Origin of the sequence: Cupriavidus sp. P-10, assembly GCF_003402535.2 — a bacterium.
Classification (GTDB): Bacteria; Pseudomonadota; Gammaproteobacteria; order Burkholderiales; family Burkholderiaceae; genus Cupriavidus.
In genome coordinates, this window is sequence record NZ_AP025172.1 from 809830 (window position 1) to 834353 (window position 24524).

Genomic DNA, 24524 nt, shown 5'->3' on the forward strand with positions numbered 1-24524 from the left:
CCGGTGAATCGACAGCCGGCTGTGAAGAGCACCGGCCGTCGATTTATTCTGTCTTCCGACAAGAGGAGACCTCATGGAACCGCGTCAACAGCAGTTTTCGCTATGGTATGTGCTCCTGGCAGTCTCGGCGATGCTCATCATTCAGAGCGTTCTGTTTTCGCCCCATGTCGAGACGCTGCCGTACAGCGATTTCAAGGTTTTACTCAAGGCAGGCAAGCTTAAGGACATAGCACTTGGCGAAGGCGCCATCACCGGGACGCTCAGCACCAATGGCATTGAGAAGCTGCTCCCCACGCAACAGGTCGAACAACTGCTGCGCCAGGGCAAGGGGGACCACCCGTTCTCCACGCTCCGGGTCAATGACCCCAATCTGGTACATGATCTTGAAGCCGCTAAAGTGCGCTTTGTTGGTCAGCCCGACAACAAGTGGATTGGCGCACTGCTATCCTGGGTGGTACCTGCATTGCTCTTCTTTGCCGTCTGGAGCTTCCTCATCAAGCGGGTGGGCGGTGTCGCCGGCGGGATGATGGAAATAGGCAAGAGCAAGGCAAAGGTCTACATGCAGAAGGAAACCGGCGTGACATTCGCCGACGTCGCCGGCATCGATGAGGCCAAGGAAGAACTCGCCGAGATCGTCAACTTCCTGAAAGACCCCCAGCGCTACCGGCGCCTGGGTGGCAAGATTCCCAAGGGAGTGTTGCTTCTCGGAGCGCCGGGCACCGGTAAGACCCTCTTGGCAAAGGCAGTAGCAGGCGAAGCTGGTGTGCCGTTCTTCAGCATGAGCGGTTCGGAGTTCGTTGAGATGTTTGTGGGCGTTGGCGCTGCGCGGGTACGCGACCTGTTCAACCAAGCCGAAACCAAGGCACCCTGTATCATCTTCATCGACGAACTCGACGCGTTAGGCAAAACCCGAGCCCTCGGTGCAGTGACTGGCAATGACGAACGAGAACAGACCCTGAACCAGTTGCTGGTTGAGATGGACGGCTTTGATACCAACAAGGGCGTCATCATCATGGCGGCCACCAACCGTCCCGAAATCCTCGACCTTGCACTGTTGCGCCCGGGACGCTTTGACCGCCATATCGCCCTGGACCGGCCGGACCTGAAGGGCCGTGAGCAGATTCTAAAGGTGCACATTAAGAACGTCATTCTTACTCCGGACGTAGACCTTACCAAGCTTGCCGCGCGTACTCCGGGGTTCGCTGGTGCGGACCTGGCCAATCTCGTCAATGAAGCGGCTCTTCTCGCTGCCAGAAAGGGTAAGGACGCGGTTGGCATGACAGATTTCGATGAGGCGCTCGACCGCATTATTGGAGGCTTGGAAAAGAAAAACCGCGTGATGAATTCACAGGAGAAGGAAACCATTGCCTACCATGAGGCAGGTCATGCCATCGTGGCCGAGTCGCGGCCACATGCTGACAGAGTTTCCAAGGTCTCCATCATTCCCAGAGGCGTCGCAGCGTTGGGGTACACGCAGCAGACGCCGACTGAGGACCGCTATCTGCTCAAGCAGAGCGAGTTGCTAGACCGGCTCGATGTCCTGCTCGGCGGCCGCATGGCCGAGCAAATCGTTTTCGGCGACGTATCCACCGGCGCCCAGAATGACCTGCAGCGGGCAACAGACATGGCGCGCCAGATGATTACGCAGTTCGGCATGAGCGAGCAACTCGGACTTGCGACCTACGAGGACATGCCCAACCCGCTTTTTAGCGCGCCCGGACTGGTGCCTCGAGAACGCAAGGAATACAGCGAGAGTACTGCGCAACTCATTGATGCAGAAGTCCGCAAGATTCTGGGCGACGCGAGCGAGCGAGTGAAGCAGACCTTGCTGGGAAATCGGCACAAGCTGGACGCGCTTGCGAAGTTACTGCTCGAACAGGAGGTTGTCGACCGACCTGTCTTGGAGCTATTGCTCTCGGAAAAAGTCACCCCCTTGACACCCGGTAAGCCCCACTCAGCCACGCCCGATGCGCCCGATTCGCGGAGGTGGAACCATGAAATTGAAGGCAAGTAGCAAGAGGGATACGTCCGAGGTAAGCGCAATTTCCCGTGAGGACTACGAGGCGGACCTCCACCTGCTTCAAATTGAGTTGGTCAAACTACAGAAGCACTTCATTTCCTGCGGCGACCGGATTCTGGTGATTTTTGAAGGCAGAGACGCCGCAGGAAAGGACGGCACCATCAAACGTATTGTCGAACACCTGAGCCCGCGTGAAACTCGCGTCGTCGCGCTTGGCAAGCCGTCTGACCGCGACCGAGACTCTTGGTACTTCCAGCGCTACGCGGCGGAACTGCCAGCCGCTGGCGAGTTCGCCCTCTTCAATCGTAGCTGGTATAACCGGGCGGGCGTGGAACACGTGATGGGCTTCTGCACTGATGATGAGTATGAGGAGTTCATGGCAAGCGTCCTAGAGTTCGAAAGGATGCTCGTGCGCTCCGGGATTCGCCTTATCAAGTACTACCTGGACATCAGCAAAGCCGAACAGAAGAGGCGCATCGAAGAGCGCCGTCGAGACCCGCTCAAGCAGTGGAAAGTCAGTCCCATTGACGAGCAGGCGGTGTCGCTGTGGAAGAAGTACAGCAAGGCGCGAAATCAGATGTTTTCCCTGACCAGCGACATCATGCCATGGAACGTGGTACGCGCCGACGACAAACGTGTCGCGCGCCTCAGTGTCATCAAAGATTTGCTGACCCGTCTGCACTATGCGAACAAAGACGAAGCGCTGATTCGCCCTAACCCGGGAGTCGTGTTTCCTTATGCCGAGGAACATCTGCTGAGTAGGGCAATTGCGACGTGAGTGTGGTAGCTCAACAAGACGCAAGGACAATTCCGACGAATTCAAGACCGATGCAGTGAGCCTGGTCTTGGAGCAGGGTTATAGCGTGAGCAAGGCCGCTCAGGCCCTTGGTATTAGTGAGACGGCGCTTCGCCGCTGGCGTGGGCCGCAAGGCGCTGACATCCCAGAAAAGGTCCACGTTGGGTTCAACCGGCCGACGCAGTTCTAATGTCGACCTGGAAGGTGTTCTGAATAGCTCAAATGGGACCGAGGTGTCTGCTGCGCAGAAGGCGGAGTTGTGGGATGGATGGAGGAACGGCTAATCTCTGAGTGACATAGGTCGAGCACTGCGAAAGCACGCTGGCTCGATTCACGGCGTTGTTTCCGCTTGGGGGATTGCGCCATTGGGTTCGGCGGCGGTCCCGTTTGGCGCTTAGCAGCTAGGCCGAAAGCTGCTGCCCAATTGGCAGATTCCGGATTCGTCGTCCAGTTGCAGCAAAAATTGCATTGCATAGTGCAGGTGCAATGGGAGGAAGGCCCGGCTCCCCGACGCCACCCGGCGCCACCGACATATCCGGCGGCGCAAGGTGAACGCGCAGCGACCGCGGAGTTTCATGGTGCCGTAACACCTGGTAGTTGTGGAAATTGGACTGCACGGCCCGCCCGTGCTTGAAGCCAATTTCGCCGTACAAAGCCAGGCTCAACCCCATGATGCAGGCGCCTTCCAGTTGCGAGCGGATGCGGTCCGGATTCACCTGCGGGCCGCAATCGATCGCCATGTCGACGCTCTCGATACGCAGCGCGCCCCTTTTATCGACGGTGACTTCGATTACGGCAGCGGTATAGCTCATGAACGAATAGGACGCTGCAATACCGATGCCCCTTCCCTCCGGTGTCGTGCGGCCCCAACGGGCGGCTTTCGCCGCCATCTCGATCACGCCACGCAGGCGCCCCGTGTCGAAGGGATAGCGCTCGGGGTCCTCGCCGTAGTTGGTATCGTCGGAAAGCTCGCGTGGCGAAATCCGTCGTGCCGGACCGATCAACTCCAGCAAATAGTCCTTATGATCCCGCCCGGCGGCGGCGGCAAGTTCCGCAACGAAGGATTGAACCCCGAAGGCGTGGGGAATGTTGGACACGGATCGAAACCAGCCGATACGCGTATGCGCATCCACCTCGGTGGTCTCGATGCGAATATTCGGAATCTGGAAGGGAATGTTGATTGCGCTTTGCCCCATCTCCCCTGGGCTTAGCCCCTTCTGTCCGGCCGTGAACGTTGACCCTATGGTTGGCGCCGAAGAGCGGTGCAGCCAGGCCACCGGCTTGCCGTCTTCGCCCAGTGCGGCTTCGAACCGCTCAAGAGCCACGGCATGGAAGTAGTCATGGTGAATATCGTCCTCGCGGGTCCATTGCAGCTTGACCGGCTTACCGCCCATGGCTTGCGACAACAGAGCGGCTTCGACAGCAAAATCGGGCTTGGATTTGCGACCGAAACCTCCACCGAGCAGCGTCACATGTACGGCGACCTGATCCTTCTTCATTGCCAGCCGCGCAGCGACGGCGTCGCGAGCCGATTGTGGTGCCTGTACAGGAGCCCACACCTCGCATTTACCATCCACAATCCGGGCCGTTGCAACCGGAGGCTCCATACTGGCATGCGCCAGGTGAGGGAGATAGTACTCGGCCTCCACGCGCCGATTCGCCTGTGCCAATGCCTGCGTGGTGTCGCCGTCATTGCGCATGACCTTCGCGGGCGCACGTGCGGCCTTCTCGAGCGTACTCTTGTAGGCCTCGGAGTCATAGGCGGCGTTGCGGCCGTCATCCCATTCCAGCACAAGCGCTTCCCGACCTTTCATGGCCGCCCAGGTATTGCGGGCGATGACCGCGATTCCACCAAGAGGATTGAAACCGGCCGGTGGCGGACTTGGCTCGATTTCTATCACGCGCAGAACGCCTGCCACCTGCAGCGCCCTGGTAGCATCGTAGCGCTTCACCCTTCCACCCAACACCGGAGGCCGGGCCACCACGGCGTAGACCATTCCTTCAAGGCGAGTGTCGATGCCATAGGCCGCGCGTCCATGTACCATATCGTGGCCGTCGATCAGCCAGGTATTCTCTTTGCCGATATAGCGGAACTGGGCATCCGACTTGAGTGTGAGTTCGCTGGCCGCCGGAACCGGCTGCCGCATGGCGTCGGCAGCGACATCACCAAAACCCAGCGTCCGGCCAGTCGGCACATGCACGAGCATGTGATTGCGCGCGCGCACGTCGGCAATCGGCACATTCCAGCGCGCTGCCGCAGCAACTTCCAGCATTCTCCTTGCCGCTGCCCCAACGCGACGCCCAGGCATCAGCCAATGCCGGATGCTACGCGAGCCGTCGGTATTCTGGTTGCCGTAGCGCTGCTCATCGCCGTCCGCCTGTACTACCCGAACACGGGTCAAATCGGCCTCAAGCTCCTCGGCTACGATGAGAGGGATGCTGGAGCGCACCCCCTGCCCCATCTCTGATCTATGGCAGACCACGGACACTACGCCGTCCGGGGTGATCGAAACAAAGATGAGAGGGCTATCCACCAGCCCCCCTGCCATGCCATCGCCGCCGAACTTGCCTGATCTAAATCGTCGGGCTATCACTACACCTTCCAGCGACACCGCAATTGCCAGGCCAGATGCTAAAGCCATCTTCAACCATTGCCGACGCGAAATCGATGCAGCGCTGCTGGCGTACTGGACAGCTTCTTTCCGTGTTGCGCTCATGCCTTACCTCGCAGCGCTGCGGCAGCCCTTTTGATCGCGGCGTGGATACGGCTATAGGTGCCACACCGGCAAAGGTTTCCACTCATCGCCTGGTCGATCTGCTCATCACTGGGCCGTGGATGCTCGGCAAGCAGCGCCGCAGCCGACATCAGTTGCCCGCACTGGCAGTAGCCACACTGGGGGACACCCAGCGCAATCCAGGCTGCCTGCAGTGCGGCGCCAATCTCGGCCTGCCCGAGGCCTTCGATCGTCCATATCGTCTTTCCCTCGACTGCCGAGATGGGCGTGATGCAGGAACGCACGGGCGTGCCATCCAGATGCACCGTACAGGCGCCACAAAGCCCTGCCCCGCAACCGAACTTGGTTCCTGACATTCCCAGCTCATCCCGAAGTGTCCACAGTAGTGGGGTTTCGCCTGGTAAGTCGACCACGTGCGACTGGCCGTTGACTTCTAGGTTCAGCATGCAACTACGACTCCTATTCGACGATGAGGAACTCTGCGATGCAGCGCCGCACCTGACACCATGAGTGGACGGCCAATGCGACCAAGGGTACTGACTGTCCAGCCCATAACCGCCGGGTTCAACAGCTCGCTTTGGCTTGAAGTCTGCGAAAGCGCCTTATCTGCCATATTCAAATACCTACATCACTGCGTTTCCAAGCCACTCGTCGATGCTGGCACACAGATTAAATCAGCCCTTCCCCTAACCATTGGGAAGTTTGCCTCATCAATATATCTCCACAGAAGCTCCTCGAGTGGACCTGCGAGGAGGGGCTACTCTCTGCCGGCGAATGGCTGTGGTTTGAGCGATCCAAGGTAGGCGATCAGCGCGTTCATGTCGGCGGCGTTGATGTTTTTGTACCAATCGAACGCCATGGGCGGTTTGTAGTGAACGCCGTTCTTGTCTGTGCCGCGAATGGCTAGGGCGATCTCCGAATTGGTCCAACCCTTTAGGCCGCTCTCATGCGGAGTCAGATTTCGCGCAACACTTTCGCCCCAAGGTCCTTTGAACACTTGGCCACCGGCGCCTAGACGCGTGAGTCGCAGCATTCCCTTCTCATCGCGCGGCGTGTGACATTCCATGCAATGCCCGATATTGGCGAGGTACTCCCCGTACTTGATCGTTTCCTTAGGGGACGGAGCACGAATGTCTTTCACGGTCTGGCCGTAGTTCGGCGGCAATGGGATGTTGTACTTGGACTTCTCGACGGCGTTCTTCACGGGTGGCTGCACCCTCAAATACGCAATGATCGCTTCCAAATCGGCGTCAGATATACGCCGGTAGAACTCGATGGGCATAGGCGGACCGATGATGCTCCCGTCCGGCCGAATGCCTTCGCGGATCGCCTTGCCGAGCTGAGCATCAGTCCATTTGCCGATCCCTGTCTCAGGGTCTGGCGTGATGTTTGGCGCGAAGGCCTTAAACGGGGGCTCATCGAAGACCATGCCTCCAGACAGGCCCTTGGAGAAAATCGGCTCGCCCTTCTCACCTCGAGCGATATGGCAATTGCCGCAAGCCACCACGCCCTCCATTAGGTATTTGCCCCGCGCGATGCGCGCTTCATCTTGGCCGCTGCTTGTACCAATTTGAGCCATCAGAAGCACGCCTGTGGCCACTTGGAAGAACGTCCCCATGATTACCCCTGCCTATAGGCGATAGCTAACCCGCGCTGCGAGCCTCTACTCGTGTATCACCAATTCCCGCCTGAATGGAATCCCCCAAACAGGGGATCATGTTTCGTAAAATGGCGAATGTATCACCGGTGATTGGATGTATAAACCCAGCTTCATCATTGTGCGTCGTCGTCGCCCGGTTAGTTCGTGCACGGCGCAGCTGTATGTGAAAAACGCCTGCAATTCGAACCTGCGGAGTTCACTCGGACCTCCGGTGCGCCTCCCGCGGGCCAAACACGATACGTCAAGCCAAGGTGAACAAAAATCTCAGAAAATCAATAAGGTATGCTCGACGGCCAAGAATCCGATTAGGTTTGCGAGCCGTTGTAACTGTATGATACCAACGGGCTGATTGCCTTCAGCACTCCAATAGCAGCGTCCAGTTCGGCGAATTCGGAAAGCTGTCCGACAGGCAGCGAACTGCTCCGCTGACATTAGCTGCAGTCAGCGCCCGTTGCAGGTGAGCTTTTTAGGAGAATCACTGTAGAATTTCTAGTCCCACGTCACCCAAGCCGATTTCAGAAACTGGGATTCCCTTTTTTTTCTGAAACAGGACATGCTGCGCCACCCGATTACGATGCGTGACCAGCGTCGTCCGATCCAAGCCCAAGGCCGCTAGCGCGTAGTGATCCGTCATCAGTTTGTAGATGCGATGACGAAGCAGCAGACTGTCGGCCTGTGCTTGCAGTGTGCTGATCTGCGTTGTAGTCTCGCGTTCGAGCTGGCGCAGGTTGGTCACGGCTCTTGCATGCGTCTGACAGTAGCGGGCCAGATCAGCATACGCCTTCTCTAGCTCTTCTCGGAGTTGTCGTACCTGTTGATGGAGCTTCAGATTGTCCTGGACGCCGCGCTGAATGCGGGTCGCTTCCCCTATTGCAAGGTCTGCGGCTGCAATAGTGTCCTGCCAACCTGTGTACTCGACTTGGTCATGCAGAGGCGGCCACACTGGGCTTGGCTCCTTGTTGTCCGTCATGCTGCTCCCCGTCCGCTTATTGGATTCCTTGGCCTTCTGCGGTGCTTAGCCGCCAACTTGACCAAGGACCCCCTGCTTCGTTGCTTCCCCCGCCTGACTTTCACAACACTACGATCAGATTTAAGTATGTAATCAGGTACGTGGCAACCCTTGTCCGCCCCCACGGAACATGGGGAAGGTGCTCCCCACTTTGTCGTTAACCACATCCACATTCAAGCCACGCCGCTGACATCATATCTCGCAGATCCTGTCATATTCATCCTCCGAATGGCTGATTCATCCGACCATTCCTTAACCCTGATCGTGTTGCGTCCGGACTTCTTGGCGTCATAAAGCGATGCGTGGGCGGCAGCGACCAAGGATTCATCGGTGACCGTCTTGCCCGTGTCGCGAAGCTGATAGCCAGCACGCCAAAACTGGCCTTGACTGCAATGCTTCGAGTGGCTGCGTTGGTTGCCGGATTGCCCTCAATTGCCGCTTGCGGCAGTTCTGTAGGTGACACCGCGCCGTTGAGGTCGGTCTGTGCTACCAAGCAAAAACAGGCAAGCCTCGAAGGATAGTCGCGTTGCCTGCGGCGCGCGATGCAATTGAGAAGGCGCTCGTGCGGGAATTTGAACAGCTACCGCCCGGGATCAGGCATCCGTCGCTACACCGGGCCTACACTGCCCCATCACAAGGAGGCAACCCATCGAACTAAAATTCCAATGCAAATCTGTTCGATAAAACGGGGTAACCCCAGGGGCAGAGAGCATTCTTCTCGGGCACCTGCACGAGCCAATCTCGCGGGCTATTGCCTTGCCGTGCCCAACCATTGCCAGGTGCAGGATATGACCAGGGTGCCTGCAAACACGGCGAGCCAGCCTTCGGCCTGCGGACTGACGCCGTCAACCCGAAACAGGGTCGCGCCAAGCTCTGACCCAATCAGGGCAGCGACAATGCCCCCGTTTGCCGCAGTGGCGAGATGCTGGCGGCCGGTCATTTGCAGAAATGAAAGCGTAATCGCCCGCGGCAGTCCTCAAGGTTGGCGCGGCTGCATCCAGTTCTGGTGCATCATCATGTGGTTCATCATCATCTGCTGCATGCCCATGTACTGGTCCGTCATGTACTGCCGCTGCTTCATTTGCTCAGGGGTGAGCTTCGAATAGTAGCCGCCCATCTGTCCCCACCCCATCATGTGCCCGCCCCTCATGTGCCCGCCCATCATCCCAGGCCCCCACATGCCGTGCATCATGCCCATCGTACTCTGCATGGCCGTCCAGTGTTCCTGAAGTAACTTCTGGCGCTCTTGCGGGTCCTGCGTTTGGCGGATTTTGTCCATCTGCTCCTGCATCTTCCGCATGTTTTCCTGAACCTGCGCCGCCTGCTTGTCGAACTCGGCGACGTTGGGTTGCTCCTGTTTCGCTGGAGCACTCTTGGCAGCAGGTTTACTTTGTTGAGCTAGCGCAGGAGTTACGCAAAGCATGATTGCGGATAATGCTGCCCCTATGAGTTCCTTCTTCATCGTGCCTCTCCTATTGGCCTTTCTACCCCAGTCGACGGTCAGTCTCAAGGCTACTGATTCGAAGTCAGGAAAAACAAACATATGCGTTTGCCCGTCCCTTCTCCTATCCAAAAGATAATGCTCCTCAGGTGAAGAGAGTTGATGCAAGACAACAATTGAAAACAGCCTGCCTCAACGCGGACTGGTCCACGCCAATCGAGGCCCAGCTCTCATCCGCCACGCATCGGTAAGGTCGGTCACTAACCTGACTCAGATGACGTTAAGAGGGATTTTTAGATAGCGAACGCCATTCGCATCGGGCGGCGGCAACTCCCCGGCTCGGATATTGACTTGCACCGACGGCAGCAGCAGCGTGGGCATCGCCAGCGTCGCATCGCGCGCCTGGCGCATGGCCACGAACTGTTCCTCGTTCACGCCGTCATGCACTTGGATGTTGCCTTCGCGCTGAGCGCGCACCGTCGTTTCCCATGCAGGCTCGCGCCCCTCGGGCGGATAGTCGTGACACATGAAGAGCCGTGTATTGCTCGGCAGGTCCAGCAGCTTGCGGATGGAGCGATACAACTCGTGCGCGTCGCCGCCCGGGAAATCGCAGCGAGCCGTGCCGACGTCCGGCATGAACAGCGTATCGCCGACAAAGACCGCGTCCCCAATCTGGTAAGCCATGTCAGCGGGTGTATGTCCTGGCACATGAATCGCCCTGCCGGTCAGGCCGCCGATGGCAAACGTCGCTCCGTCGTCAAACAGGTGGTCGAACTGCGACCCGTCGAGCCGGAACTCAGGCCCCAGGTTGAAGAGCTTCTTGAAGACCCCCTGTACGTTGCGGATGTTCTGGCCTATTGCTATCTGGCCACCCAGGTGTCGCTTCAGGTACGGCGCGGCAGACAGGTGGTCGGCATGCGCGTGCGTCTCGAGAATCCACTCGACTCGCAGTTCATGCGCGCGCACAAACGCAACGACCTTATCAGCGCTTGCCGTCGATGTCCGTCCCGCCTTGGGCTCGTAGTCCAGCACTGAGTCGATGATGGCGCACTCGGAGCGCCCCTCCTGAAAGACCACGTACGTCACAGTAAAGGTCGCAGGGTCGAAGAACGGCTGGATAGTCGGATGCATGCTCGCCTCCTTGGGTGCAGTACATTCTATTCACATACATTCTATTATCAAATATAATATTAACAAGCAAAGTGTAGACGACCTATGGATCAGCCCCACCCCACCATCGACCTCGCCACCATGCAAGCTGCCGCAGCGAACGCCTGCGCCTTGCTCAAGGTGCTTGCCAATCCGGACCGCCTGCTGCTGATGTGCCGCCTGTCCCAAGGCGAGTTGTCTGTCGGTGAACTGGAGGAACAGCTCGGCATCCGGCAGCCGACGCTGTCCCAGCAACTCGCTGTGCTCCGTGAAAGCGGTCTGGTGGCGACGCGCCGCGACGGCAAGAACATCTTCTATTCGGTGGCAAGCCCTCAGGCGCTTGCCGTCATGGCCGTGCTTTATCAACAGTTCTGTGCCGATACATCAGAGGACGCGACATGCTGATTGACCTAGCTAACTTCACCCCCGGCCTGTCGTTGGTCGGCGGACTCATCATCGGCGCGGCGGCCGCCGTGCTGGTGCTGTTCAACGGCCGCATTGCCGGCATCAGCGGCATCTTCGGCGGCCTGCTCAGCCTGCCCCGCAACGACATGCCTTGGCGCCTGACCTTCCTCGCCGGCCTGGTTGGCGCTCCTGTCATTGCGAGCCTGCTCGGCAAGCCGGCCATTGCGGATATCCAGGCAAGCTGGGGCGAAATCCTGGTCGCCGGCTTCCTGGTAGGCCTTGGCACTCGCTACGCCAGCGGCTGCACCAGCGGCCATGGCGTGTGCGGCATCTCGCGCGGTTCCATCCGCTCGCTGGTCGCCACCCTGACCTTCATGGTGGCGGGATTCTTGACTGTCTTCGTGCAACGGCACCTGATTGGAGGCTGATATGACCGCCATTACCGCACTCCTCGCAGGCCTGCTATTCGGTATTGGCCTGATGGTCTCCGGCATGGCCAACCCGGCCAAGGTGCTGGGCTTTCTTGACCTTGCAGGACCCTGGGACCCCTCCCTCGCTTTGGTGATGGTCGGTGCCATTGCCATTGGCTCGCTCGCCTTCCTCATTGCCAAACACCGCAAGCACTCCTTCCTGGGGCTGCCTGTGCAACTGCCGGCAAGCACGACCGTAACGCTACGGCTGGTACTGGGCAGCGCCGCTTTCGGCGTCGGCTGGGGTCTGGCCGGCTTCTGCCCTGGTCCCGCGCTGGTTGCCCTGGGCGCTGGCTATCCGAAGGCCATTGGCTTTGTGGCGGCAATGGTTGCTGGCATGCTCGTGTTCGAGGTCGCGGAGCGCGCCAAATCAAGCATGCAACGCGCGTAGGCACGCCAGCATTGGCAGCGATGTCCACGTACGTCGCCCCCACATGCAGCCGTGTACCAGCCGGCAAAGTGTCGTGCACATTTCCCGCCGTGCCGATGACTTTTGGCACGAGACCCGTTCGCGACCATACCGATATGCGCCCTCATTCCCGAAGCACCATCCGCCGCTCCCGTGATAATTGTTAAAGCGCACGCGCACCACCGGTGATTTTGGTCGAACCGGGCGCAGGGATCCGCACCGGGCCCACCACCCATATGGGATCTGGGGTTACTCCGTTTTATCGAACAGATTTGCATTGGAATCTTAGTTCGATGGGTTGTCTCCTTGTGATGGGGCAGTGTAGGCCCGGTGTAGCGACGGATGTCTGATCCCGGGCGGTAGCTGTTCAAATTCCTGCGGGGAGCGATATCCGAGCGCACTGTGCAGGCGATGTGGGTTGTACCAGCCTTCGATCCAGGTGAAGAGTCCGCGCCGGGCGTCGTCGTGCGTCGCGAAGTGCGAACGGTTGAGCAGCTCACATTCGAGCGTGGCGAAGAAGGCCTCGCACATCGCGTTGTCGTAGGCATCGCCGACCGAGCCCATGGACGGCCGCACCCCGGCCTCCCGGCAGCGCTGGCCAAACGCCACAGACGTGTATTGGCAGCCTTGATCCGAATGATGGATCACCTCGGTGGGACGACGTTGTGCCAGGGCCATGTCCAGCGCCTGCAGCATCAGCGCAGTGCGGAGGTGGTTGCCCATGGCCCAGCCCACGATGCGTCGGCTGTACACGTCGAGGACGACAGCGAGATAGTAAAAGCCGGCCCTGGTCGGAATGTATGTCGCATCGGCAACCCACAACTGGTTGGGGGCCTCGGCACGGAAGTGCCGCTGCACCAGATCGGCAGCGGGTCTGGCCCACGCTGCGCGGCGCGTCGTGCAGATGAAGTGAGGCCGGCATGCCCCGCGCAGCCCGGCCTCACGCATCAGTCTGGCCACGCGCTTGCGCCCCACCCGGATCCCCTGACGCAGCAGCGCTGCGTGTATGCGGGGCACGCCATAGGTGCCATAGGAGCGGGAGTGGATCGCGCGGATCTGCACCAGCAGCAGCTTGTCGCGCACGACACGGGGGCTGGGGCAGCGCCCGTTCCACGCATGGAAGCCACTGCGCGAGACCTCAAGCAGCCGGGCCATGGTGGACAACGGATAGCGAGCCTGGTTCGCCTTCATGAATTCGTACCCTTGTCGGGCAGCGAGTCGGTCTCCCGGGCAAACCAGGCCGCGGCTTTTGCCAATATCTCCCTCTCCATTTTGAGCTGCCGGTTCTCACGGCGTAGCCGCGTGAGTTCCTGGTGCTCGGCACTGGTCAGGCCGTCATGACGTGTGCCTGCGTCACGTTCGGCCTGGGCGACCCAGCCGTAGATGGTCTGAGCCGTGGGCTCGAACTCCTTGGCCAGATCCTCCGGTCGACGACCTGCATGGACCAGGTCAACCATTTGCTGCCGGAAGGCCGCGGCATACGGCATGTGATGTTTAGCCATGGTGAGCACCTCCTTTGGTTCAAGATAGGTGCTGTCCGAAAAAACGGGTCATCTCCAATCGGGAAAGCGGGAGAGCGCTGTTCCTTTGCCTCTCTTGTGATGCTTCCGTAGTCAAACACTCCTTTGATCTGGATCATTCTTGCGAGTGTCAGCTGAGAGAGGGGCAAGAAATGACTGGAACCGTCTGGTCGGGCGCCACCACGCAAAGCGGCGTTCGTCTAAATGAGCAAGGTGAAGTCAGGCTGGGCAAGCTGACTACATCCTTCGGGTTGTCGCTAGGCATCACCTCGGTGCTCAGCGCATTACTGGTGATACTCAAGGAGACAAACGAGCAAACTGTACTCGCCTGGATGAAGGCAGCCACTGGGCATTACTGGATCACCCATAGCCTGCTGGACGTGCTGGCATTCGTCATTTTGGGTCTCGCGCTGCTGCAAAGGCATCCGATGGCCGTCGCGGTCATTGCTCTCGGAGGCGTCGCGTTTCCGGGGCGCTGCTAATTGCCGCCTTTTACTATCTGGCGTGAGCTCGCGCGCTTCGGCGCGCGCTCGCGACGTCTGCGGTGATGCAAGAAGGTGATAGTTCGCCATTCCCGAAGCAGGGGACGCGTCATGTACAGGAAGATCGTGCCATGGCATGCGTCGAATACTGCTGGGCAGTGTCGCCGAAGGACTTGTCGGCCAAAGCAGGCTTCCGGTAGTGCTCGTTCGCCGCTGAGGTGGGTCACTTCTTCAACGGTTTCCCGGGGGGCCTGGTGGGACTCGCCGGGCTCCCCATGATCTTGAAATCCATGCCTGCTGCCTTGAAAGCGCCCCGGTAGACGCTATCGCGCGAAACACGGGACGCTGAAAGAACCGCCACGACCACAGGGGAGAACGAGGCGGAGCCAACGCCGAACGAAGTGTCGTTGGTAGTGGCGTAGCAGAGGAACAAGCAATCCGCCGCAGGGCTGGCGCCGACGGGCGAAATATGGGCTATATCTGAATTGTGCCGCCAATCGCCCCAAGGCACGTCTCGAGGTATTAGCGGATGGCTTCCTCGACGATCTGCTCAGCCTTACCGGCGGGAAGTTCGGGGTCCGACGCCTTTGTGCTCGACCATCTCTGTCGACTCACGCACCGTGACGATCCTTCGGGTACGGATGGAACGAAATTTTGTGGCGCTCTGCACGGATCTCCCTGACTTGCCGCCATCATAGTCAAATTCTAGGTATTCCGCCCCCGGATTTGTTCCTGGCCAACCGTTTCCTGGCACACCGGAGCATTGCTGCTGAGGGCATCAGCAAAATGGTCTGCGCAGATTGCACCGGCGCGCAGACCGGCACATCGATGGGACTAAACACCCGGTACACCCATCGCTTCGTTGATCCCAATCAACTCAAATCCCTGACTGCCGCATACCTTGGACTAGGAACTGCATGTTTTCATAGGAGGATCTCCCATGTCCACCAACCATCGCCTCTCTACCCTTATCACTGCCGCCACCGTGCTCGCTTGGGCGCCAGCAGCTTTCCCGGCGTCGCCGGCTACCGGCACGGAGCATGAGCAGCACCATCCTGAAAAACGGCAAGATAAGCCTCCGGTCGTAGCCCCCGGCGTTTCCAGCGATGCAAGGCTGGACGCCCAGGTTGCCCACCTGCGTGCCATCAGAGAGCGGCTTTCGCGGGCCAAAACGCCGGAAGAGCGCCAGGCCCTCTTGGTTGAACGCCATCAGGTCATGCAAGATGCAATGGCCATCATGCAAAAGGACATGGTGAAAATGGGCGGCCCTGGTGGTATGGCTCCTGGCAAAGGAGTCGCCAAGGGAAACGCCCCATCAAATCAAATGCAGATGTGCCACGATATGGCGGGTAGTCACATGGCGTTCATGCAGGAAATGATGCAGACGATGGCCAACGACCAAGTCATGGGTCCGGGCATGGGTCCGGGCATGGGTGGAACGATGGCGCCAGGAAGGATGATGGGTAAGTAGCCGTAAGGTCTGGCCCTCGTGCGGAACAATCCCGTCGGACCGGAGACCTGCCAGCCACTTGCCGTCCGGATCAGACCAGGACCTCCTCGGCGGGTAAGTGGACGTATTCGTGCGCGCTTGCGACGGCAGTTCCGCTGCAGCAGAATGGAGCAAGCGCCTGCGAATCTTTCGGCGTAGCGTCGCCGGCGCCGAAGCGTGCGGGTATGCCCGAAGTGAGGGTCACATCATGGACAAGCCGGTATTCGACTATGCGGCCCGTTGGCAGCGCGCCGCGGCTTTGATGGAGCAGGAGGACGTCGACGCGCTGCTGCTGATGAAACCGGCAAACCTTGCATATTTCACTGGCGACGGTCGACCTTGCGCCCTGGCGCTGCTGACTCGCACGCTACATTGTGTTGTTGCCGTGCCGGCTTGTGATCTGGCCAGCATTCGTCGCACTTCCGTCGCAACCGAGCTTCGCTCTTTCCAGAGCGAAGTCGAGATGTTCCACGGCTTCCGCGATGTATTAAAGGAACTCGACCTTACACAGGCCACGATAGCCATCGAGAAGAATTTTTTCGACGCCGCCTTATATGAAGTCTTTGTTGCCCACATCCTACCGAAAGCCCATGTCGTATCCGCTACACCCATTGTTTCGCAACTCCGCATGTTGAAGGGCGTGGCCGAAATGGCAAGCATAAAGGCTGCTGCCAAAGTAGCAGACTTGGGGATGGATGCGGTTTCGCGTGCGCTGCGGTCGGGGATTCGGGAAATCGAGATCGCCGGTGAAGCAGAATTCGCCATGCGAAAGGCTGGCGCCGAGGGATGGGCATCGGTAACGTATGTCGCCTCCGGCTGGAGAGCGGCGATGGCTCACGGTCCTGCATCCCTGAAAACCATCGCACCCGGAGAAGTCGTTCAGGTCCACGTTGCTCCAGTTGTGGACGGATACACTGCAGACCTATGCAGGACTTTTCTTGTCGAGCCGATAGCTACTGACGCGGCGAACGCATTGAGAGCCTACGTTATGGCGCAGGAGCGTGGAATTGCCGCGGCAGTCCCCGGGGCGGAACTGATGGGCATTGACGGTGCGATGGCCGCCTCGCTCGAACACGAAGGTTATGGGGATAAGTTCCTACGCCCTGTGTTCCATGGTATCGGGATCGAACATGAAGAAGCGCCCATCCCCGGCGGTCACGCAGTTGTCCATGGCGAGCAAAAAATCGATCATGTGATGGCGGGTATGGTACTCGGCGTCGGAAACTGCGGCATCTATCGCGAAGACTACGGTGTACGGGTCGAGGACACGATTTGGGTAAGCGAAGAAGGTCCGGTTCCCCTGACATGCTATCCGAAGCTCATTAACTGAAGGCTACGGAATGCTGCGTTCGATCACGCGCTGGCCGTCCGCCAGGTTATTCGATGGATAGCGGATCAACTGGAGGCCGTCGGGCAGCGGGTCAAGCAATTCGGCCTCCTCCGCATTCCTGTGACCGATTCGCACTTCGCGCCGTGCCGCGCGGCCATTCACGACCGAGAACACGCACCATGACGCCGTGTCGCACCGGAAGATCGAACTGACCGGGATCTTGAGCGCAATCTCTGCCCGCCATAGGCGGATCCTGGCGATCACCCGAAAGCCATCGCCAAGCTGTGCAGGCGGTTCGATCACGTCAATAATCACATTGGTCCGTTTTTCCTCGATGCCGAGGACCGAGATCTTGGTGAAGGCATGCGGCTCGACCCGCCGCACGATACCGCGGACCTGCGCTTCGCCGCCCCAGCCGTCAATATGCACAGGCATCCCCGCTTGCACCTTCACCGCTTCGGTGGACAGCAGTGCCGCCACGATCTCCAGGTCGTGCGGATCGCCGAGCGTCAGCAACGGCGTGCCTGCGCTCACGATCCGTTCACTGCGTTCGGGCAGTTCCAGCACGGCCCCTGCGACAGGGGCCGTCACCGCGATCATGGAAGGGGACCCGCCCTTGAGCTCGCGCAATGCCAGCATGCCGGCCTCGGCCACCCGGACCTCCTCCAGCGCGGCGCTGGCCCGTGCCTGCGCCGCTGCCAGTTCATTGCCCGCGGTAATGCCAAGATTGGCGGCTTGCTCGCCCGCTTGCGGCGACAGGAAGCGCTCGCGCACCAGGCGGTCGATCCGCTGCCGCTCGCGCTGGGCTTGCGCATAGTCCTCGGCAGCGTGCCGGACCCGTTCCAGCGCCTCCCGATGCATCGCCCGCGCGGCGGCCACCCTGGCCCGCACCTCTTCCTGCTCCTGCGCACTCAGCGGCAATGGCGCCAGTTCGGCGAGGACCTGCCCGGCCTCGACCAGATCACCTTCACGCAGTCCGATGCGCATCAGTCTGCCGCTGACCGGCGCCGTCACGACAAAGCGCTCCTTGCTTCGGGTCTCGCCCTCCTCGCTGGTTGTGACCTCGAGCGGGCCGCGCACGGCCTGCACCGTGTCAACCACCAACGGGGCTGGCGTTAGTAGGTAGGCGGATCCAGCGATCAGCCCGATGGCGGCGAGGACGATGGCGGCCGTACCGCCCGACAGGCGCATGGCGTGCTACTCCCGCGTCTTCAGCACCGCGACCAGGTCAAGGTGCTGGAGGCGCCGCAAGACAAGCAGGCCTGCCACGAGCGCGGCGCACACTGCGGGCACCATGGCGAAGATGAGCGTGGTCCGCTCCAGCACAAGCGGAATCCGGAAGGCATCCCGGTCGAACACCGGCACCAGCAGTGCGCAAAGGCCATAGCCTACGGCGATGCCGAACGGCAATGCCGCGGCCGTCAGCAGCGCCTGTTCGCCAATCAGGATGGTTGCGACTTCGCCCAGCGAGAAGCCCAGCACTCGCAGGCTCGCCAGCTCGTTGCCGCGCTCGGAAAGCGCAATGCGGATATTGTTGTAGACCACGCCGGCGACGATGACCGAGGCAAACCCCGCCAGGACCAGGCTTGAAATAACGAAGGTACGATCCAGCGTATTGCCGATGCTTTCCAGCACCGCACTGCGCACGATGACGGAACTGATCGCCGGCAGGCGCTTCAGCCTCCTATACAACGGCTCCGCCATCCGCGTATCGATGCGCAGATGAACGCCACTGATGGCGGCGCTTTCGCCGAGGTGCCGCGACAATGCCTGCCGCTCCACATAGGCGCCAAGGCCTAACAGGTCGTCAACGGTCGCTGTCACCGGCAGGGTGAAAACGTTGCGCCGTCCCTCCAGCAACGCCACCTCGACCCGGTCGCCGACTTGCAGGTGCAAGGCCGCTGCCAGCCTGGCGGAGATGACCAGTCCCTCCGCGCTGACCTGCCGGCGCCCCATGGCATGGCCGACCACCTCGCGCAGGTCCGAATCGGCGTCAAGGCCCGTGAGTTCCACCCGCTTCGCGCGGTGGCCGTGGCGTAGCCAGACCGGCGCAACCCGAAAGCCTTCGGCTCGCAGGATGCCGGGCAGCTGCACCGCGTCGAAGACGGCGGCGGCGGGTTGTGCGTCGGTGAAGATCAGCGTCACGTCGTCGTGCTGGGCCCGGCCGAACTGCAATGCGAGAATCTGGTTCACCCCGTCCAGCCCGAACCTGCCGACCACCATTAAACCGACGGCCAGGGCGATCCCCATCATCGAAAGCGCGGCCTTGCCCGGCCGCCGGGCAAGGTTGCGGAGGATCAGGCGCAACGGGATCGGCATCGCGCGCAGTAGACCGATGCGATCCAGCAGGCCCGCGCGGAAACCCGCGGGCAGCTCCGGTCGCATGGCTTCGGCGGGCGGCAACCTGGTCGCGCGCCACACCGAGGCGCCGGCCCCAACCATCGCCGCCGCTGTGCTCGCCAGCACGGCCAGCACGAGCGCGCGCGGGCTGAGCTCGGCCTGCAGTTGCGGAAAGTGGAAGTACTGGCGATACAGGGCCACCATCAGTTGCCCCAAATAGAGGCCTCCTGGTATCCCGGCTGCAATGCCGACCCCGACGGTGACAAGCCCGAACCGCAAGTACTGAACGGCGACAGTGCGACCTGCATAACCGAACGCCTTGAGCAAGCCGATCTCGGCGCGCTGGACGGTTACGAGTCGGCTTAGCAGGGCATACAGGAGAAATGAGGACACCGCGAGAAACATCGCCGGCACGTAGGTGGCGGTGATGCCGATCTCGGCTAGCTCGTCGGTCAGGAACCGATGGGACAGCTGGTCCTCCCTGCCGTAGGCGCCGAGGCTGCCGTAGTGCGCCAGCAGGCGGTCGAGCGGGCCGATGACCTGGCGCGCATCCGCGCCTGCGTCGAGCGTCAGCGCCACATCGTTGAACGCGCCCTCCATGCCGAACGCCGTTGCGATCGCATCCCGGCCCATCCACAGCACGCCGAAGCGGCGGTTATCCGGGAACACCATGCCCGGGCCGACTTCATAGACATATTCGGGGGACATTCCGATGCCGACCACTTCCAACTGCCGTTCGCGCCCGTTAAGGACGGCTGTGACCCGGGAGCCCACCTCCAGACCGTTCGCGGCAGCAAATGCGGCGCTGGCCACGACCTCGCCCTCCCGGGCCGGGCTCGGATAGTTGCCGTACAACAGGAAGAGCGCGTTTGCCACCGGCACGCCGGTAGCCGGCAAGGAAACCAGCCGTAGCGTGGCAGGCTCGCTGAAGCCTGGCACATCGCCGGTCACGTCCCGCACGATTCGCGTCTCGACGCCCCTGACGCCTGGCAGGGCACGAATCTGGTCGGCGACACCTCCCGGCGCACGCTTGACATTGGCGAACACATCAGCAAATCGGTGGCTGGCATAGTAGCGCTCCTGCGCGATCGCCAGTGACTGCCAGGCGCTTTGCATCCCGACCAGGACGGCGATGCCGCAGGCAACCACCAGCGCGGCGGCGATCACCTGCCCGCGCAGCCGCCACAGGTCGCGCCCCAGCATTTTCATGCGGGCGCTTACCATGACAGCTCCGAGGGGCTGGCGCGCGTGGCATGGTGCTCGATGCCGGTGATGCTCCCGCTGCTGATATGTACGACACGGTCGGCCATTGCCGAGATCGCTGCATTGTGCGTGATGACCACAGTAATAGCGCCCAACTCGCGGTTCACCCGTTCCAGCACCTCAAGCACCAGTTTCCCCGTGCAGTAGTCGAGCGCGCCGGTTGGCTCATCACACAGTAGGATGTCCGGGCGCTTGGCCACAGCGCGCGCGATGGCCACTCGTTGTTGTTCGCCGCCGGAGAGTTGCGCCGGAAAGTGATCCTTGCGCTGCGCCAGGCCCACCATGCCGAGCGCACGCAGCGGCTCCAACGGGTGCAGGGCGATCTCCGTGACCAGGGCGACGTTTTCCAGCGCGGTGAGACTGGGGATCAGGTTATAGAACTGGAAGACAAAGCCAACGTGCTCACGCCGGTAGCGGGTCAGGCCCGTATCACTTGCCTCGGTAAGGTCGTGATCGCGGTACACCACCGTCCCGGTGCTGGGCCGGTCCAGGCCGCCGAGGATGTTCAGCAGCGTCGACTTCCCGCTCCCCGAGGCACCCAGCAGCACCACGAATTCGCCACCGAACAGGTCAAGGTCGATGCCAGCCAGCGCGCGGACCTGGATCTCGCCCATGTCGTAGGTCTTGCCGACGTTCCGCAGCCGAAACAGCGGCTCGCGGCCGTTCGCGGGGCCGCTGCCACAGGCTGTCGGGATGACGGCGTTCATCCGCGCCTACGCTGGCGTGGCCTTCGGCTTGACCAGCACCACCGGGCACGGCGCATGTGCAATCACGCGGCTCGCAACCGAGCCCATGATGGCGTCGAGAAACGCACCCCGTCCGTGTGTGCCCATGATGATGGCCTCGGCGTTGACCGACTGGGCATATGCCACGATGCGCTCGGGGGCAAACCCGACGAGGCCGTGCCAGACCGTTTGCACCCCACCTGCCTGCAGGATATCGATCACGGATTTCATGACCCTGGCGTTTTCGTCGGCATGCCAGGCTTCGATGTCCTGCTTGTTGATGTAAGACTTGACCTCGCCGGACACGTCGGGCATGCAGTGCACGACATGCACGCACACGTCTTCTCTGAACAGTTTCCGGCCCGCCACGCATTGCGCAGCCGCATCGCTATAGGCCGATCCGTCGGTCGCCAGGACAATATTCTGCATCGCATCCTCCGCATTACATGACTGTCGAAGACGTCATGGTATGAATCCCTATTCGGCCTCTTACATGACGCGCTCGCGCTTTAGCACGCGCTTCTAACGTATATGTGTTGCGCAGGCAGGCCTTGATTCACATCAGCATTTGCAGCTGCTATCGAAGCTTTTCAGTACATCAGGTAAGGGTCGCGTGGCACCATGAAGGCCGTCGCTTATGCCACGATCGCCGCGTCAATCGCATCTAGGGCGTAGCCGTCGCGCAGACCAACCGCGATCCCACCCACGGCTGGGCCCGCCTACTTGCCGACGGCCAAGGCTGTTATCGCCCTTGTGCCTGTTGGGCTAACATCCCTGTTACCAGGCACAGTGCCCGTTTGGGCGTGCAGCCTGGACCACGCCGCCCGCCGGCGCGGCAGGATCTGCGGTCATCTGGAGGCATCTGCAGGAATCGGCCAGCAAACGGAGCCAGCTGGGGAGGCGAGTTCGCCATGCATTTCGGATTTCGCAAGTTCGACCTCGGCTTGCTGCCAGTCGCGGCCGGCACGCTGGGGGGCGGCTTGCTGCTCTTTGCCTTCGGCGAAGCGGTTGCCGCGAGGCTCGCCTGGGCGGCTGGCGCACTGGTCGTCGCCGGCGCGCTGATCTTCGCGATCGTGCAGTCGCTGCGCCGAAAGAAGGCGGGCGTCGATGTCCTGGCGCTGCTGGCGATTGGGCTGGCCCTGGCGCTTGGCGAGTTCCTCGCGGCTGCCGTACTGGCCCTGATGATCGAGAGCGGCAGGGCCATTGAGAACTATGCGCAGGCCCGCTCCGAACGGGAGATGTCCGCCCTACTCAGCCGTGCCCCGCAGTCGGCCAACCGCTTGGAGGACGGCGAATGGCGCGCGGTTCCCCTTGATGCGGTTAGTCCGGGGGATCGCCTGTTGGTCCGGCATGGCGAAGTCGTGCCCGTGGACGGCGCACTGCTGGGCCAGGCGACGCTTGACGAATCTGCTCTGACTGGCGAGTCGCTGCCACGGCAGCGCCTCCCTGGCGAGGCTGTGCGCAGCAGTGTGCTAAACGCCGGCACCCCGTTCGAGATGGTGGCGGCGACCACCGCGGCGGACAGCACCTTCGCCGGCATCGCCAGGCTGGTGCGCACCGCCCGCGCGGAGCGCCCGCCCGCGGCGCGGCTGGCCGACCGCTATGCACTGTGGCTGGTGCCTGTCACCCTGCTCGTCGCCGGGGTTGCCTGGCTTGCCAGCGGTGAGCTCGCGCGGGCGCTGGCGGTGCTGGTGGTCGCCACCCCTTGTCCGCTGATCCTGGCCGTGCCGGTGGCGATCGTGTCGGGGGTCTCGCGTTGCGCCGGCCGCGGCGTGCTGGTCAAAGGTGGCGGCGCGCTTGAGAGGTTGTCGCAGGCGAGCATCCTCTTCTTCGACAAGACCGGGACACTGACGGGCGGCAGGGCCCGCCTGGCGGCCATCGAGAGCGCGCCCGGATGGCCGGCGCCGGACGTGCTGCGCGCCGCCGCTTCGCTGGCGCAAGCCTCCGGCCATGTTGTCGCCGAGGCCATCACGACCGCGGCGCGCGAGCGAGGCCTGGCTCTGGACCTGCCATCGGGCGTGACCGAGACTGCCGGTGCTGGCGTTGCCGGGCGGGTCGGCGAGCATGCGGTGGCAGTGGGATCGCCCGCTTTTACCGGCGGCGGCGATGCCGGGCCGCCCTGGTGCCAAGCCATGCTGCAACGCGCGGCCTACGAGGGCGCCTCGGTCTCGCTGGTCACGGTCGACGGCGTGCTGGTCGGGGCACTGCAGTTCGTGGACCTGATTCGCATGGACACCCCGCGTGCGTTGCGCTTGCTGCGCAAAGCGGGAATACGGCGGCTGGCCATGCTCACGGGAGACCGGCCCGACGTCGCCGAGACGGTCGGCGCGATGCTTGGCGTGACCGAGGTCCATGCCAATCTCACCCCCTCGCAGAAGCTTGCCGAGATCGAGGCAGCGCGGCACGACGGCACCGTGCTGATGGTAGGCGACGGCGTGAACGATGCACCGGCGCTGGCCGCCGCGGACGTCGGCGTGGCCATGGGCGCACGCGGCGCCGCGGCATCGTCGGAAGCCGCGGATGTCGTGCTGCTGGTGGACCGACTTGACCGGCTGGTTGACGCGGTGCGCACCGCCCGCCGGTCGCGCCGGCTGGCCGTGCAAAGCGCCATGGCCGGAATGGGCCTGTCGTTCGTCGCGATGGCGGTGGCCGCGTTCGGCTACCTGCCGCCACTGGCCGGCGCCTTGCTGCAGGAGGTCATCGATGTGCTGGTCATCGCAAATGCGCTGCGCGCCCTGCGCGCCGACCCGTCGGTGCCGGCAGAACGCCTGTCCACGGCCGACGCTGAGCGCCTGAATCAGGAGCACTCCGCGCTGGCTCCGCTGATGGAGCAGATTCGCAGCCTCGCGGACAGGTTGCCAGCCATGCCTGGCGAGGCAGCGGGCACGGAACTGCGCCGCTTGTGCGCATCCCTCAGCGGGACGCTTTTGCCCCACGAACAGCACGATGACGCGCAACTCTATCCACAGCTCGCGCGGCTGGTCGGGGGCGATGATCCGCTGGCGGCGATGAGCGGGATGCACCGCGAGCTATTCCGCGTAATCCGGTTGCTGCAGCACATGGCCGACGATTCGCCGCCGGACGGGCCGGACGCAAGCCGCATCAGGGAGTATCAGCGGCTGCTCTACGGGCTCGACGCCGTGTTGCGGCTACACTGCGCGCAGGAAGACGAGCTGTTCCATGCGCTGCGCGAGGACGCGCCGATGGAGTGAGCGCGCGACTGCACCGCGCATATGTTACCTGGCTGAATCCTACCCGGCGCGCGATACTCCGGCTGAACC

21 protein-coding genes and 1 pseudogene are annotated in these 24524 nt (G+C 61.7%); 10 read left to right on the top strand and 12 right to left on the bottom strand.

From position 1 onward, the window contains the following. Nucleotides 1-73: 73 nt before the first annotated feature. The 3 genes from ftsH to CTP10_RS41405 are packed head-to-tail and all read left to right on the top strand — an operon-like array spanning nt 74 to nt 3006. Nucleotides 74-2014, top strand: coding sequence for an ATP-dependent zinc metalloprotease FtsH (gene ftsH, locus CTP10_RS33700; RefSeq protein WP_116323778.1), 1941 nt, complete (start codon nt 74-76; stop codon nt 2012-2014). After that, nucleotides 1995-2798, top strand: a complete 804-nt coding sequence (gene ppk2 / locus CTP10_RS33705) for a polyphosphate kinase 2 (protein WP_116323777.1) — start codon at nt 1995-1997, stop codon at nt 2796-2798. Before ftsH ends, ppk2 begins: the two co-directional genes overlap by 20 nt. A 55-nt stretch (nt 2799-2853) precedes the next feature. Continuing rightward, the gene (locus tag CTP10_RS41405; RefSeq protein ID WP_158577774.1) at nt 2854-3006 is read left to right on the top strand and encodes a transposase; all 153 of its coding nucleotides are present in this window, start codon (nt 2854-2856) and stop codon (nt 3004-3006) included. 211 nt (nt 3007-3217) lie between these two features. On the opposite strand, the gene CTP10_RS33715 is transcribed toward CTP10_RS41405, so the two are convergent. From CTP10_RS33715 to CTP10_RS33740, 6 genes are all read right to left on the bottom strand, one after another. Beyond that, nucleotides 3218-5533 (bottom strand): xanthine dehydrogenase family protein molybdopterin-binding subunit, encoded by a 2316-nt coding sequence (locus CTP10_RS33715; RefSeq protein WP_116323775.1) that lies wholly within the window; start codon nt 5531-5533, stop codon nt 3218-3220. Beyond that, nucleotides 5530-5997, bottom strand: coding sequence for a (2Fe-2S)-binding protein (locus tag CTP10_RS33720; RefSeq protein WP_116323774.1), 468 nt, complete (start codon nt 5995-5997; stop codon nt 5530-5532). The genes CTP10_RS33715 and CTP10_RS33720 overlap by 4 nt, the downstream gene beginning before the upstream one ends. A 311-nt stretch (nt 5998-6308) precedes the next feature. After that, complete coding sequence (locus CTP10_RS33725) at nt 6309-7169, bottom strand: c-type cytochrome (RefSeq protein ID WP_116323773.1); 861 nt, start codon at nt 7167-7169, stop codon at nt 6309-6311. Between the two features lie 517 nt (nt 7170-7686). Continuing rightward, nucleotides 7687-8181: a hypothetical protein gene (locus tag CTP10_RS33730; RefSeq protein WP_116323772.1), complete on the bottom strand. Its 495-nt coding sequence runs from the start codon at nt 8179-8181 to the stop codon at nt 7687-7689. A 1015-nt stretch (nt 8182-9196) separates the two neighbouring features. After that, nucleotides 9197-9682 carry a hypothetical protein gene (locus tag CTP10_RS33735; protein WP_116323770.1) on the bottom strand — a complete coding sequence of 162 codons (486 nt, stop codon included), beginning with the start codon at nt 9680-9682 and terminating at the stop codon, nt 9197-9199. A gap of 249 nt (nt 9683-9931) precedes the next feature. Next, nucleotides 9932-10792 carry an MBL fold metallo-hydrolase gene (locus CTP10_RS33740; protein ID WP_116323769.1) on the bottom strand — a complete coding sequence of 287 codons (861 nt, stop codon included), beginning with the start codon at nt 10790-10792 and terminating at the stop codon, nt 9932-9934. A gap of 84 nt (nt 10793-10876) precedes the next feature. Between CTP10_RS33740 and CTP10_RS33745 the strand changes: the two genes are divergently transcribed. From CTP10_RS33745 to CTP10_RS33755, 3 genes are read left to right on the top strand one after another with little or no spacing between them, the layout of a single operon-like run. Further along, nucleotides 10877-11215, top strand: a complete 339-nt coding sequence (locus tag CTP10_RS33745) for an ArsR/SmtB family transcription factor (RefSeq protein ID WP_022534827.1) — start codon at nt 10877-10879, stop codon at nt 11213-11215. Further along, on the top strand, nt 11209-11643 hold the full coding sequence (locus CTP10_RS33750) for a YeeE/YedE family protein (protein WP_116323768.1): 435 nt from the start codon (nt 11209-11211) through the stop codon (nt 11641-11643). Before CTP10_RS33745 ends, CTP10_RS33750 begins: the two co-directional genes overlap by 7 nt. Before the next feature lies 1 nt (nt 11644). Next, nucleotides 11645-12076: a DUF6691 family protein gene (locus tag CTP10_RS33755; RefSeq protein WP_022534825.1), complete on the top strand. Its 432-nt coding sequence runs from the start codon at nt 11645-11647 to the stop codon at nt 12074-12076. Between the two features lie 381 nt (nt 12077-12457). Here the strand turns inward: CTP10_RS33755 and CTP10_RS33760 are convergent. Next, a pseudogene (locus CTP10_RS33760) lies at nt 12458-13596 on the bottom strand (IS3 family transposase); the annotation flags it as partial. 170 nt (nt 13597-13766) lie between these two features. Here CTP10_RS33760 and CTP10_RS33765 point away from each other — a divergent pair. Next, nucleotides 13767-14096, top strand: coding sequence for a hypothetical protein (locus CTP10_RS33765; protein ID WP_116323465.1), 330 nt, complete (start codon nt 13767-13769; stop codon nt 14094-14096). A gap of 223 nt (nt 14097-14319) precedes the next feature. On the opposite strand, the gene CTP10_RS41410 is transcribed toward CTP10_RS33765, so the two are convergent. Continuing rightward, nucleotides 14320-14607, bottom strand: a complete 288-nt coding sequence (locus tag CTP10_RS41410) for a methionine adenosyltransferase (protein WP_367395124.1) — start codon at nt 14605-14607, stop codon at nt 14320-14322. Nucleotides 14608-15036: 429 nt separating this feature from the next. Here CTP10_RS41410 and CTP10_RS33770 point away from each other — a divergent pair, with 429 nt between their 5' ends. Further along, complete coding sequence (locus tag CTP10_RS33770; RefSeq protein WP_116323468.1) at nt 15037-15567, top strand: hypothetical protein; 531 nt, start codon at nt 15037-15039, stop codon at nt 15565-15567. A gap of 226 nt (nt 15568-15793) precedes the next feature. Next, entirely contained in the window at nt 15794-16915 is a 1122-nt protein-coding gene (locus CTP10_RS33775) for a M24 family metallopeptidase (protein WP_233528444.1), read from the top strand. A gap of 3 nt (nt 16916-16918) precedes the next feature. Here CTP10_RS33775 and CTP10_RS33780 read toward each other — a convergent pair whose 3' ends face one another. The 4 genes from CTP10_RS33780 to CTP10_RS33795 are packed head-to-tail and all read right to left on the bottom strand — an operon-like array spanning nt 16919 to nt 21672. Continuing rightward, nucleotides 16919-18106: an efflux RND transporter periplasmic adaptor subunit gene (locus CTP10_RS33780; protein ID WP_116323469.1), complete on the bottom strand. Its 1188-nt coding sequence runs from the start codon at nt 18104-18106 to the stop codon at nt 16919-16921. A gap of 6 nt (nt 18107-18112) precedes the next feature. After that, entirely contained in the window at nt 18113-20479 is a 2367-nt protein-coding gene (locus CTP10_RS33785) for an ABC transporter permease (protein WP_116323470.1), read from the bottom strand. Continuing rightward, entirely contained in the window at nt 20473-21225 is a 753-nt protein-coding gene (locus tag CTP10_RS33790) for an ABC transporter ATP-binding protein (RefSeq protein WP_116323471.1), read from the bottom strand. Before CTP10_RS33790 ends, CTP10_RS33785 begins: the two co-directional genes overlap by 7 nt. Nucleotides 21226-21231: 6 nt before the next feature. Then, a complete protein-coding gene (locus tag CTP10_RS33795) occupies nt 21232-21672 on the bottom strand; it encodes a universal stress protein (RefSeq protein WP_116323472.1) in 441 nt (146 codons plus the stop codon). 482 nt (nt 21673-22154) lie between these two features. On the opposite strand from CTP10_RS33795, the gene CTP10_RS33800 reads away from it, so the two are divergent. After that, nucleotides 22155-24455, top strand: a complete 2301-nt coding sequence (locus tag CTP10_RS33800; RefSeq protein WP_116323473.1) for a heavy metal translocating P-type ATPase — start codon at nt 22155-22157, stop codon at nt 24453-24455. Nucleotides 24456-24524 lie beyond the last annotated feature (69 nt).